The following is a 12,329-nucleotide window of genomic DNA, read 5'->3' as shown; positions in this document are numbered from 1 at the left end:
CTTTAGTTGGGTTTTCCGGCGGTCTCCTGCTGCGATCCCTGTTGCTTTTTCTGTGCGTAGATCGCCTCGAAATTCACCGGCGGCAAAATCATGGGCATGAAACCGCCCTTGCCGGAAAGGTCCGTGACCACTTCCCGGGCATAGGGGAATAAAACGTTGGGACAGTAGATTTCGAGCAGCGGCTCCAATTCTTCCTCGCCGAACCCCTGAACATTGAAAATGCCCGCTTGGGCCACTTCCACCAGATAAGCGGTGGTTTCCCCCAACTTGACCGTCACGGTAACGGTCAATACCACTTCATACAGATTATCCTGAAGCGATTGCGCCTTGTTGGACAGATTGAATTCAACCTGAGGTTCCCAGCGCTGGGTAAAAATATTGGGAGAATTGGGCGTTTCGAAAGATAAATCCTTGATATAAAGCTTTTGGATAGCAAATTGCTTTTCCGGTTGGTCAGCCATGTTTTCAGTTCCTTCAAGATTACTTGGATTTCGTGATCGGCAGGCCAGCGTCCTCCCACGCCGTCATGCCGTTTTTGAGCAGGTAGACCTTTTCGAAGCCCGCCTGCATGAGCTTCTTGCAAGCCGTGGGTGAGCGGGTACCGGACTGGCAGGTCACGATCAGCGGCTGGGTTTTAAAGTCCTCCAACTCGACCAGATGTTTGTCCAACTCCCCCAAGGGGATATGACGGGCATTCACGATGTGGCCTTTAGCCCACTCCTGGGGCTCGCGCACATCGATCACCACCGCATCCTCCTGATTGAGCAACATCACCGCTTGTTGCGCCGTGGTCAACTTGTATTTGCGCAGTAGACTTTCCACCAGATCGCGAAGCAGAAGCACTGTCACCACGGCGAAACCCACGGCCAGGTACAAATGATTGCCCACGAACTCGAAAAAACGATCCATAAACCCCCTCGGTCATGTTTTATTATCAATCGATCTAGGAACGGACGTGATCATGCCCGCAAAAAACCTCCCGGATCATTTCAATCAATTGCAGGGTACGCGGGTCGTCGACGCGATAATAGACCCGGTTGGCCTGCTTGTCGAAAGCCAACAACCCCTTCTCACGCAAGATCGCCAGGTGTTGAGAAACATTGCTTTGCGTCGTCCCCACCTGCTCTAGAATCTCTTGCACGCTGGCGGGCCCTTCCCCCAATGTGCACAGAATTTTCAATCGCAAGGGATGCGACATCGCCTTCAAACACCGGGCGGCATGGAGGATATCCGCCTCATCGACAATCAATTGCTCAGACATATTTTCTGCCAATTGGGCTCATTACTGACCCAGCCGTTTACGATGAAAGTTGGCTCGGGATACATCCATTTGACTTGCAAGATGCGCTATTATAACGGTTTTCATTTCATTTGCTCTGTTTTCATAAGCGGAGCGCCCTTCACAGAGATCGTTCAAACGAAGACATCGGAGGCTCCTTTGACTCACACAAAACGCCCCAAACCTTTGGTCCTGATCATTTTGGACGGTTTTGGCCACACCGAAAAATCCGATCACAACGCCATCGCCCTCGCCGATACGCCGGTCTGGGATCGCCTATGGAATCAGTCCCCCCATACCTTGCTCCGATGCGCCGGCGATGTGGTGGGGTTGCCCGATCGACAAATGGGAAACTCCGAGGTGGGACACTTGCATTTGGGCTGCGGCCGCCTGATTCCCCAGGATTTGGTCCGCATCAACAAGGCCATCGAAGACGGTTCCTTCTTTTCCAATCCGGCATTGTGCGATGCGGTGGAGCGGGCGCAAAAAAACGGCAAAGCCCTCCATATCATGGGCCTGCTTTCCCCGGGCGGGGTCCACAGCCACGAACGGCACTTGGAAGCGATGGCCGAGCTGGCGGTCAAGCAAGGACTCGACCGAGTATATTTGCACGCCTTTTTGGACGGTCGCGATACCCCGCCCAAGAGCGCCGGGGATTCCCTGCGCCGGGCGCAAGCCAAATTCGAATCCCTGGGCGCCGGCCGCATCGCATCCCTCACCGGACGTTTTTACGCCATGGACCGGGACCAACGCTGGGAACGGATCCAAGCCGCCTACGACCTGCTGACCCTGGGCAAGGCCGAATACACCGCCCCCGACGCCCTCACCGGCCTGGAAGCGGCCTATGATCGGGGCGAAACCGACGAATTCGTCCAACCCACCGCCATCGTGCCTCCGGGGAGCGAGGCGGTCACCATCGAGGACGGCGACGTGGTCGTATTCATGAACTTCCGCGCCGACCGCGCCCGCCAAATAACCCGGGCCTTGACGGAAAGGAATTTCGACGGCTTCGAGCGTGAGCGGATTCCGCGGCTGGGAGGATTCGTCGCCCTGACCGAATATCAACAAGATTTCGATGTCCCGGTGGCCTTCCTCCCCATCGAGACAAAAAACAGTCTGGGCGAGGTGCTTTCTCGCCAGGGGCTGACTCAATTGCGCTTGGCCGAGACCGAAAAATACGCCCACGTGACTTTCTTCTTCAACGGCGGCACCGAGGAAGCGTTCCCGGGCGAAGAACGCGTTTTGATCCCTTCCCCCAAGGTCAGAACCTATGACGAACAGCCGGAAATGAGCGTTTACGAGGTCACCGACGTCTTGGTGGAAGCCATCGAACAACAAAAATACGACGTCATCATCTGCAACTTCGCCAACGGCGACATGGTCGGGCATACCGGGGTGGAGGCCGCGGCTGTTCAGGCGGTGGAGGCAATGGATCAATGTCTCGGCCGGGTCGCTCAGGCCCTGGACAAAGTGGGCGCCGAAATGCTGGTGACCGCCGACCACGGTAATTGCGAACAAATGGTCGATCCGAAAACCGGCCAACCCCATACCGCCCACACCCTCAATCCGGTGCCTTTGGTCTACTATCGCGGGGACTATGGCGAACTGGACCCGGTCGGCGGTAGCTTGGCGGACGTGGCACCCACCATGCTCGCCCTTCTCGGTATCGAACCGCCCGCAGAGATGAATGGCCACTCCTTGGCGATCAAAAAGGTTTGACCTTTTCGCGGTGACCCGTTTCGGGTCCTTTTCCCATCTGGCAGGCCGACTCGCTCTCGGCCTGCTGGCCTGGCTGATCGTCGCAGACGCTCGGCCGGAATCCGTCCAGCGGATTGAAGCCAAAATCCACGCCCTGCAAAAGAAGGTCCAACGACTCGATCAAAACAAGCAGGACCTGGAACAGGAATTGGCCCGCCTGGAACGAAGCCTCGGGCAACATGCCAGAAAAATCAGCCAACTGGAGCAAGAAGCACAAACGCTCAAGCAACGACGCGAGACCCTGGCTAAAGACCTGGATCGGGAACGCCTACGGCTGACCCGGTTACGCGATAAACTGGTCCGTCAAATCCGTACCGCTCATGTGCTGGGCCAACAGGAACCGTTCAAATTGCTCTTGAATCAGGAAGCCCCTGCCCGCTTCAGCCGCGCCCTCGTCTACTATCGCTATCTCAACCATGCCCGCCTCGATCAGATCGAACTGGCACGGCGGCATTTGGTGAAGATCCAGCATCTTAGTCGAGAACTCGACCAGGCTCGGCAACACCTGACGACCGTTCTCGACCAACAGCGCCAAAAATTAGCCCGCGTCCAAACCTTACACGGGGAACGGAAGCAACTGTTGCAGCGTCTTAAGCAGCAACTCCATGACCGGCGATCCCGCTTGGCCAAGCTGGAAGCGGATAAACGCCGTTTGTCGCAAGTGGTCGCTTCCGTGCAAGAAATCAACGTCGAGTTCCCCTTTTCGGATACGACCGACCGCCCGTTTGATCGACAACGCGGCCGCCTCAATTGGCCCGTCAACGGCAAACTGGCAACCGCTTTCGGCAGTCGCCGCGGCAACGGCCATTGGGGAGGGGTTGTCATTGGCGCTCCGGAAGGTACCCCGGTTCGAGCGGTTTCTTCCGGTCGGATCGTCTTCGCCGACTGGCTGCGGGGTTACGGCTTCCTGATTATCGTCCAACATGAACGAGATTTCATGACACTATACGCCTTCAACCAAAGTCTGCTGAAACATCCCGGTGAACGAGTCGAAACCGGCGAGATCATCGCCACCGTGGGAAGAAGCGGCGGCCGAACCCAACCCGGCCTGTATTTCGCCATTCGTCACCGAGGCGAACCGCTCGACCCACGGCGCTGGTGCCGAGGACATCAACCCGGATAGGAACGAATAAACGGGCAAAATATGTCATACTTAACCCCGTTTAACTGACCGTTTTGATCATTCAAGGAAGCATCAATGCGCATTACAACCAATTTATTCCTACTCGCAGCGGGAACCCTGCTCGGCATTTTGCTCGGCACTTGCGGCAGCGTTCTGGCTGAGCGTTCCGCCAAGGAAACCGAAACGATCCCTTTCACGGAACTGCGCACCTTCACCGAGGTTTTCGGACGCATTCAGGAAGATTATGTGGAACCGATTCCGGACAAAACCCTGTTGGAAAACGCCATTCGCGGCATGCTGTCCGGCCTCGACCCTCATTCTTCCTATCTGTCCCCCGATGAGTTCAAGGAGTTGCGCATCGGAACCACCGGCCAATTCGGCGGTCTCGGGATCGAAGTCGGGATGGAAAACGGTTTCATCAAAGTGATCGCCCCCATCGACGATACCCCCGCCCAGCGTGCCGGAATTCAAGCGGGCGATTTGATCATCCGCCTGGACGAGAAACCGGTCAAGGGGATGACCTTGCGGGACGCCGTCAAAATCATGCGCGGAAAGCCGGGCACCGAAATCACTTTAACCGTTATCCGCGAAGGGATGGACAAGCCGCTCAAAATCACCATCACCCGCGCCGTCATCAAGATTAAAAGCGTTAAACAGCACCTGCTGGAGGACGGCTACGGTTATTTGCGCATCACCAGCTTTCAGTCAGGCACCGGAGAAGAGTTGCTCAAAGCCATTGGCCAACTGAAAGACAAAGGTCCGCTCAAGGGCGTGATTCTGGATTTGCGCAACAATCCGGGCGGGGTTCTGAACGCCGCAGTCGCGGTCAGCGATGCATTCCTCGATAAAGGATTGATCGTCTATACCGACGGCCGAATCGAGGAATCGAAGATGGAATTCGAGGCGACTCCCGGCGATGACCTGGAGGGCGTCCCCCTAGCAGTGCTCATTAACGCCGGATCGGCTTCCGCTTCGGAAATCGTCGCCGGGGCCCTCCAGGACCACAAACGCGCCATCTTGATGGGGCAAAAATCCTTCGGCAAGGGCTCGGTTCAAACCATTCTTCCGTTGAGTAACGACGGCGCCGTGAAGATGACCACGGCCCGCTACTATACGCCTTCGGGACGCTCCATCCAGGCGGAAGGCATCATCCCCGACATTGTGCTGGGAGCGGTACGATTGGAAAAAGTCGCCGAAGCCGAGGAGTTCAAACCGCTGACCGAAGCCGACTTGTCCCGACACCTGGAGAATGGTCAGCAGGAACCCGAATCGAATGCAGACAATCAGGAAGAGATGGAAAACGAGGCTTTATTGAAGGATTATCATCTGCACGAAGCCTTGAACGTGCTCAAAGCGATCAATATCGTGGAATATTCCTCCGTTACCGAATAAGCCTGTGTAAAGGAGGAGGAAACCATACCGGGCTGCTGGATGCGGCCCGGCTGGCATGCAGAAAAAGATGGACGGAACCTACTAATTTTTCCTCTTCGGTCCACAAAAATTGCCTATCATATAGGGCTTGATTGTCATTCGATCATTCCACAACAACCAAATTAAAAGGGGGTCTCTTGTTTAGGAGCATTTTCACTTTTCTTGTTTTATTCGCGCTGGCGCCTATCGCCTCCGCCTCCGAATGGGAGGCGTTGGGATTGGTAACGACCGAGCGCGGTCTCTACTGCGTCTTGCTCTTCGCCATCGCCTATATCCTGGTAATGGCCGAAGAATTCATCGAGCTGAAAAAATCGAAACCGGTCATCATCGCCGCCATTCTCATCTGGGCCGAAGTGGCTTACATGGCCGGCACCGTGGGCGTGGGAACCGAAGAGCTTCACGGCGCCATCGCCCACAATCTGGCCGAATACGGAGAATTGATGTTGTTCCTCCTGGTGGCCATGACCTACATCAACGCCATGGCGGATCGCAATGTTTTCGAGCGTTTGCGTTCTTGGCTGTTGAGCCGCAACTTCGGTTATCGGAAACTGTTTTGGATCACGGGGGTGATCACCTTCTTCCTGTCTTCGGTAGCCGACAACCTAACCTCGGCGCTGCTGATCGGCGCAGTGGTCCTGGCGGTGGGCAAAGACAATCTCCGTTTCGTCGCTCTCGGACTGATCAATCTGGTGGTGGCCGCCAACGCCGGAGGCGCCTTCAGCCCGTTCGGCGACATCACCACCCTGATGGTCTGGCAGGCGGAAAAAGCCACCTTCTTCCAATTCCTGGCGCTGTTCGTTCCTTCGGTCGTCAACTATCTGATTCCCGCCGCCGTCATGTCCTTCGCCATTCCCGACGAGCAACCCGAACAAAGCGGTGAGGGACTGGTCCCGCTGAAGATCGGCGCCTACACCATCTGCGGCCTGTTCGCGCTGACCATCACATTCGCGGTGAGCTTCAAGCAGTTCCTGCATTTACCGCCGTTCATGGGCATGATGCTGGGATGGGGGGTTTTGGCCATCTTCGGCTTCTGGATCAAATTCCAGGAACACGACCTGCCCCATGAAAAGCGCTTCGACATCTTCGATATGGTCCGCGAAGCCGAATGGGACACCCTTTTATTCTTCTTCGGGGTCATCTTCTGCGTGGCGGGGCTCGGCTTCATCGGTTACATGAGCGTCACCGCGCAATGGATGTACGGCGATCTGGGCCCGACCTTCGCCAACATTCTGGTGGGTTTCCTGTCCGCCATCGTCGACAATATTCCAGTGATGTTCGCGGTCCTGAGCATGGAGCCGGACATGGATTTGTACCAATGGCTGCTGGTTACTTTGACCGCCGGCGTCGGGGGATCCATGCTGTCGATCGGATCGGCCGCCGGCGTGGCTTTGATGGGGATTTCCAAAGGCAAATACACCTTCTTCTCCCATCTGCGCTGGACACCCGCCATCATGGCCGGCTACTTCGCCAGCGTTCTGGTCCACTACTGGCTGAACGCCGCCTAATCCAAGCCGACCGCCCCTTGCCCGACCGCGGGCAAGGGGTCTTCCAACCAACGCCGCATTCGCAGCAGCAGCAGCAACCCGGGCATGGCCACCACGGCGCAGCCCACGAAAAACTCGATCCAACCCAATTGCTGCGCCAGCCATCCGGTGGGCGCCGCCACGATCACCCGCGGGATCCCCATCAAGCTGGAAAGCAAGGCATATTGGGTCGCGGTGAAACGTTTGTCGGTCTGGCTCGCCATGAACGCGACGAATGCCGCCGTCCCCATTCCCCCCGACAAATTCTCGAAGCTGATGACACCGGTGAGTCCCAATAGATTCGGCCCGAGATAGGCCAGCAAGGCGAACCCGGCCGTGGAAACCGCTTGAAGAATACCGAACAACCACAACGCGGGATAGATTCCCAAACGCAGAATCAATGCGCCTCCCAACAAACCGCCGATCACGGTAGCCCAAAACCCGAACAGTTTGACCACCGTCCCGATTTCCGTCTTGCTGAAGCCCAGATCCAGATAGAACGGCATGGTCATGTGACTGGCCATGGTGTCGCCGAGCTTGTAAAGAAATACGAACAATAGAATCGACACGGCATCCCGGCGCCGGAAAAATTCCAGAAAGGGTTCGACCACCGCCCCGGTCAAGGAAACCGGCGTCCCGTCCTCCACCTTGGGTTCTTGAGCCCAAAAAGTCACCAAAACCGCCGTCGCCATCATTATTCCGCAGATTCCGTAGACCTTCTGGAACCCGAGAAAGTCGGCCAAAATCAACCCGCCTCCTGAAGTCAGAAGCATGCCCAGGCGGTAACCGTTGACATACAAGGAAGCCCCCAGCCCTTGCTCTCTATCGCTCAAGGATTCGCGCCGATAGGCGTCGATCAGGGTATCTTGACTGGCGGACAAAAAAGTCACTATCAATGCCACCAGCGCCACCCCAAAAGGATTTTTCTCGGGATGGGTAAATCCCAAGCCGACGATCGCCAAGGCCAGCATCAATTGAATCCACAACAGCCATCCCCGGCGGCGGCCGCCCGGCGGGACAAAACGGTCGAACAGCGGCGCCCAGAGAAATTTGCCGGTATAGGGAAGTCCGACCAAGGCAAACAAGCCGATGGTGGTCAAATCCACCCCCGCTCCCCGCATCCACGCCTGCAAAACCGATCCGGTCAGAAGCAAGGGCAGACCGCTGTAAAAACCCATGGCAAACGCCACCGTCATCCGACGGTTGATGATCGAGCGCAACCAGGAACGCTCAGAAAGGATGGTCATACGCCTTGATTTCCTGCAGGCAGATCGATGGACAAACCCATGTCATCAACTATATTTAAGGATAGAGGACAAATCCTGACACAATCGCGGATAGAACACAAAAGCCCCATGGTGACTTCCACGGCATCCTTTTCCAAGCTCAACGGCCTGGCCCGCTGCCTGGTCGATTCCGGTTTGCTATCCGAACCGGACGCGACCAGGTATCAAGAAGAAGCCTACAACCAAAAAATCCCATTGGTGCCCTACCTGGTCACCAACAAGATTCTCGATAATCTTGCCATCGCCGCCACCGCTTCCCATCAGTTGGGGGTGCCTCTGTTCGACCTCGACGCGATGGACATGGAGCTTCTGCCCACCAAGCGCGTCAGCGACAAACTGATACAAAAGCACCATATCCTGCCTTTGTATCAACGCGGCGGACGGCTGTATATCGCGGTTTCCGATCCCACCAATCTACAAGCCCTGGATGAAATCAAATTTCATACGGGGCTAGCCACCGAAACCATTTTGGTGGAAGAAAGCAAGCTCGCCAAAGCCATCGATTTTTTGCTGGAAGCGGCCGACAGCAGCATGCAGGAACTGTTGGACGAAAATCTGGAAAACCTCCAGATCGACACGTCCGAGGACGATCAAGGGTCGGCGGTGACCGAATCGGAGGTGGAAGACGCCCCCATCGTTCGTTTCGTCAACAAGATTCTGCTCGACTCGATCAAGAAAGGCGCCTCCGACATTCACTTCGAGCCGTATGAAAAAAACTTCCGCATCCGCTTCCGCAGCGACGGCATGTTGCACGAGATCACCAGCCCGCCTACCAGCCTGGCCACCCGGGTGATCTCCCGAATCAAGGTGATGTCGCGTATGGACATCGCCGAGCGGCGGGTACCCCAGGACGGTCGGATCAAAATGATGCTGTCGCGCAACAAGGCCATCGATTTCCGCGTCAGCACCTGCCCGACCTTGTTCGGGGAAAAGGTTGTCATGCGTCTGCTCGATCCCACCAGCGCCCAGATCGGCATCGACAAACTGGGATTCGAACCCGATCAACAGGAATTGTTTTTAAACGCCATCCACAAGCCCTACGGCATGATTTTGGTGACCGGCCCCACCGGCAGCGGTAAAACGGTGACTCTCTACACCGGACTGAATCTTCTCAACACCTCGGACAAAAACATTTCCACCGCCGAGGACCCGGTAGAAATCACCGTTCCGGGCATCAACCAGGTGAACGTCCGCCCCAAAGCCGGCTTGACCTTCGCCAGCGCGCTGAGGGCCTTTCTGAGGCAGGACCCGGACATCATCATGGTGGGGGAAATCCGCGACCTGGAAACCGCCGAAATCGCCGTCAAGGCCGCCCAGACCGGCCACATGGTGCTTTCCACCCTGCATACCAACGACGCGCCCCAAACCTTGAACCGCCTGGCTCAGATGGGCATTCCACCATTCAATATCGCCTCCTCGGTGGTCTTGATCATGGCCCAAAGACTGGCTCGACGCCTGTGCGAATACTGTAAACGCGAGGCCGAACTGCCTCCGGAATTGCTATTGAAGTCGGGATTCAAGGAAGACGAACTGGACCAACTGAATCTCTTTACCGCCGATCCCGAGGGCTGCGAACACTGCACCAAGGGCTACAAGGGACGGGTGGGCATCTACCAGGTCATGCCGGTCACCGAATCCATCAATCGCATCATTCTGGAAAACGGCAATGCCATGCAGATTGCCGAACAGGCCCGAAAAGAAGGCATCAACGACCTCAGGGAATCCGGCCTGAACAAGGTCCGGGAAGGCATCACCAGCATTGAAGAAATCGATCGAGTCACACGGGATTAAAGACTATGGCAGCCACAGCGGGAAAAAAAGAACCCATTCTGTTTACTTGGGAAGGCATCGACAAAAGCGGCAAACGGGTCAAAGGCGAACAGTCGGGACGCACCGAGGTCCTGGTCAAAGCCCAATTGCGTCAACAAGGCATCAAACCGATCAAGGTCAAGAAAAAACCCAAGTCTCTCCTCGGCGGTCGCACCAAGAAAATCACCACCAAGGACATTGCCGTTTTCAGCCGGCAATTGGCCACCATGATGGGGGCCGGGGTGCCGCTGGTACAAGCATTCGACATCGTCGGCCGCGGCCATGAGAATCCCGGCATGCAGAAGCTCATCCTGACCATCAAGGATGACATCGAAAGCGGCAACACCTTGACCGAAGCGTTGCGCAAGCACCCGCTCTACTTCGACGAATTATTCTGCAACCTGGTGGAAGCCGGGGAACAGGCGGGAGTGCTGGAAACCTTGCTGGACAAAATCGCCACCTACAAGGAAAAAACCGAATCCCTCAAGGCCAAGGTCAAAAAAGCGTTGACCTATCCGGCCGCGGTGATCGTGGTCGCCTGTATCGTCACATCCATTCTGTTGATCTTCGTGGTTCCGCAATTCGAGGAATTGTTCAAAGGCTTCGGCGCGGATCTGCCCGCTTTCACTCAATTGGTCATCAATTTGTCCCGCTTCATGCAGGCAAACTGGTATTATTTATTCGGCGCCATCGGCATCGCCATTTACCTGTTCTTTTATTTCAAAAAACGCTCCAAAAAATTCAACCGTCTTCTCGACCGCCTATTTTTGAAAATCCCCATCGTCGGCCCTCAGATTTTGCATAAATCCGCCATTGCCCGCTTTTCCCGGACCCTATCCACCATGTCCGCGGCGGGGGTCCCCTTGGTGGAAGCGCTGGAATCGGTCGCCGGGGCTTCCGGAAATGCGGTCTATTCCGACGCCATCCTGGAAATGCGCGAATCGGTCGCCACCGGCCAACAACTCCAACAAACCATGCGTCAAACCGGCTTATTTCCCCACATGGTGGTCCAAATGGTCGCCATCGGCGAAGAATCGGGCTCCATCGACAGCATGTTGGCCAAGGTCGCCGACTTCTACGAGGAAGAAGTGGATAACGCCGTCGACGCCCTCAGCAGCTTGATGGAACCCATGATTATGGCTTTTCTCGGCATCGTGGTGGGGGGACTGGTGGTCGCCATGTATCTACCTATATTCAAGCTCGGGGCAGTCGTCTGATGTCACTTCTGGAAGCGCTCCAACAAAACCCGGTTCTTTTTTTCATCCTAATTGGCGTAACCGGATTGTTGGTGGGCAGTTTCCTCAATGTGGTCATTTTGCGTCTCCCCAAAATGCTGGAAAGGGACTGGCGGCGTGAATGCCTGGAATTCCTGGACCAACCGATCGACGAGGCGGACGGCGAACGATTCGATCTGGTCTATCCACCTTCCACCTGTCCCCGATGCGGTCACAAAATCCGTCCTTGGGAAAATATTCCCATTCTCAGTTATTTGTTTCTGAGGAGGCGTTGCAGCGTCTGCGGCACCCGAATCTCTCCTCGCTATCCGCTCATCGAGGGTTTGACGGCGGTCATGTCCTTCGGCGTGGCTTGGCGATTCGGTGCCGATATCCAGACCTTATGGGGACTGGTGTTCACCTGGGGGCTGATCGCCCTCACCTTTATCGATTTCGATCATCAACTCCTCCCCGACAATCTCACCTTACCCTTGCTCTGGCTGGGGTTGGTTCTGAGTCTGTTCGAGATATTTACCGACCCTCCTACGGCGATCATGGGCGCGGCGGCCGGCTACGGTCTGCTCTGGAGCGTCTATCAGCTGTTCCGGCTGGTGACCGGCAAGGAAGGCATGGGATACGGAGATTTCAAATTGCTGGCAGCCGCAGGCGCTTGGCTGGGATGGCAAATGTTGCCGCTGATGATTCTGCTTTCCTCCTTGGCGGGAGCGGTCATCGGTGTGGGTTTGACCTTCATTCTGGGGCGGGACAAGAATATTCCCATGCCTTTCGGTCCCTATCTGGCGATCGCCGCCTGGATCGCATTGCTTTGGGGAAAGGATTTGAACCGGCTTTATTTCCAGCTGAGCGGCATCGGTTGATGATTCAAAGAGCTGCGTAGCAGAATCC

Annotated in this window: 11 protein-coding genes; 7 read left to right on the top strand and 4 right to left on the bottom strand. The window is 56.1% G+C overall.

From position 1 onward, the window contains the following. Positions 1-2: 2 nt before the first annotated feature. From secB to H035_RS0107045, 3 genes are read right to left on the bottom strand one after another with little or no spacing between them, the layout of a single operon-like run. Positions 3-461 (bottom strand): protein-export chaperone SecB, encoded by a 459-nt coding sequence (gene secB / locus H035_RS0107055; RefSeq protein WP_022948285.1) that lies wholly within the window; start codon positions 459-461, stop codon positions 3-5. A gap of 19 nt (positions 462-480) precedes the next feature. Then, on the bottom strand, positions 481-909 hold the full coding sequence (locus H035_RS0107050) for a rhodanese-like domain-containing protein (RefSeq protein WP_022948284.1): 429 nt from the start codon (positions 907-909) through the stop codon (positions 481-483). Between the two features lie 34 nt (positions 910-943). Continuing rightward, positions 944-1,261: an ArsR/SmtB family transcription factor gene (locus H035_RS0107045; protein WP_022948283.1), complete on the bottom strand. Its 318-nt coding sequence runs from the start codon at positions 1,259-1,261 to the stop codon at positions 944-946. A gap of 177 nt (positions 1,262-1,438) precedes the next feature. Between H035_RS0107045 and gpmI the strand changes: the two genes are divergently transcribed. The 4 genes from gpmI to nhaD all read left to right on the top strand — a co-directional run bounded on the left by gpmI (position 1,439) and on the right by nhaD (position 7,096). Beyond that, a complete protein-coding gene (gpmI, locus tag H035_RS0107040) occupies positions 1,439-2,998 on the top strand; it encodes a 2,3-bisphosphoglycerate-independent phosphoglycerate mutase (protein ID WP_026596361.1) in 1,560 nt (519 codons plus the stop codon). 10 nt (positions 2,999-3,008) lie between these two features. Next, a complete protein-coding gene (locus H035_RS0107035; protein WP_022948281.1) occupies positions 3,009-4,160 on the top strand; it encodes a murein hydrolase activator EnvC family protein in 1,152 nt (383 codons plus the stop codon). A 75-nt stretch (positions 4,161-4,235) separates the two neighbouring features. Then, positions 4,236-5,552: a S41 family peptidase gene (locus tag H035_RS0107030; protein WP_022948280.1), complete on the top strand. Its 1,317-nt coding sequence runs from the start codon at positions 4,236-4,238 to the stop codon at positions 5,550-5,552. A 176-nt stretch (positions 5,553-5,728) separates the two neighbouring features. Next, positions 5,729-7,096: a sodium:proton antiporter NhaD gene (gene nhaD / locus H035_RS18625; RefSeq protein ID WP_022948279.1), complete on the top strand. Its 1,368-nt coding sequence runs from the start codon at positions 5,729-5,731 to the stop codon at positions 7,094-7,096. Here nhaD and H035_RS0107020 read toward each other — a convergent pair. Further along, positions 7,093-8,361, bottom strand: a complete 1,269-nt coding sequence (locus tag H035_RS0107020; RefSeq protein WP_022948278.1) for an AmpG family muropeptide MFS transporter — start codon at positions 8,359-8,361, stop codon at positions 7,093-7,095. The genes nhaD and H035_RS0107020 overlap by 4 nt on opposite strands. A gap of 111 nt (positions 8,362-8,472) precedes the next feature. Here H035_RS0107020 and pilB point away from each other — a divergent pair, with 111 nt between their 5' ends. From pilB to H035_RS0107005, 3 genes are read left to right on the top strand one after another with little or no spacing between them, the layout of a single operon-like run. Then, the gene (pilB, locus tag H035_RS0107015) at positions 8,473-10,191 is read left to right on the top strand and encodes a type IV-A pilus assembly ATPase PilB (protein ID WP_407635335.1); all 1,719 of its coding nucleotides are present in this window, start codon (positions 8,473-8,475) and stop codon (positions 10,189-10,191) included. 5 nt (positions 10,192-10,196) lie between these two features. After that, positions 10,197-11,426: a type II secretion system F family protein gene (locus H035_RS0107010; protein WP_022948276.1), complete on the top strand. Its 1,230-nt coding sequence runs from the start codon at positions 10,197-10,199 to the stop codon at positions 11,424-11,426. Continuing rightward, entirely contained in the window at positions 11,426-12,301 is an 876-nt protein-coding gene (locus H035_RS0107005; protein WP_022948275.1) for a prepilin peptidase, read from the top strand. The genes H035_RS0107010 and H035_RS0107005 overlap by 1 nt, the downstream gene beginning before the upstream one ends. Positions 12,302-12,329 lie beyond the last annotated feature (28 nt).

Source organism: Methylohalobius crimeensis 10Ki, assembly GCF_000421465.1.
GTDB classification, from domain to species: Bacteria; Pseudomonadota; Gammaproteobacteria; order Methylococcales; family Methylothermaceae; genus Methylohalobius; species Methylohalobius crimeensis.
The sequence above is the reverse complement of the archived record's forward strand: the minus strand, read 5'-3'. Positions and strand labels throughout refer to the sequence as shown.

Excerpts from the sequence above, each read along its gene's own strand:
- secB (WP_022948285.1), bottom strand. The coding sequence starts at position 461 with ATGGCTGACCAACCGGAAAAGCAATTTGCTATCCAAAAGCTTTATATC.
- H035_RS0107050 (WP_022948284.1), bottom strand. The coding sequence starts at position 909 with ATGGATCGTTTTTTCGAGTTCGTGGGCAATCATTTGTACCTGGCCGTG.
- H035_RS0107045 (WP_022948283.1), bottom strand. The coding sequence starts at position 1,261 with ATGTCTGAGCAATTGATTGTCGATGAGGCGGATATCCTCCATGCCGCC.
- H035_RS0107030 (WP_022948280.1), top strand. The coding sequence starts at position 4,236 with ATGCGCATTACAACCAATTTATTCCTACTCGCAGCGGGAACCCTGCTC.
- H035_RS0107020 (WP_022948278.1), bottom strand. The coding sequence starts at position 8,361 with ATGACCATCCTTTCTGAGCGTTCCTGGTTGCGCTCGATCATCAACCGT.
- H035_RS0107010 (WP_022948276.1), top strand. The coding sequence starts at position 10,197 with ATGGCAGCCACAGCGGGAAAAAAAGAACCCATTCTGTTTACTTGGGAA.
- H035_RS0107005 (WP_022948275.1), top strand. The coding sequence starts at position 11,426 with ATGTCACTTCTGGAAGCGCTCCAACAAAACCCGGTTCTTTTTTTCATC.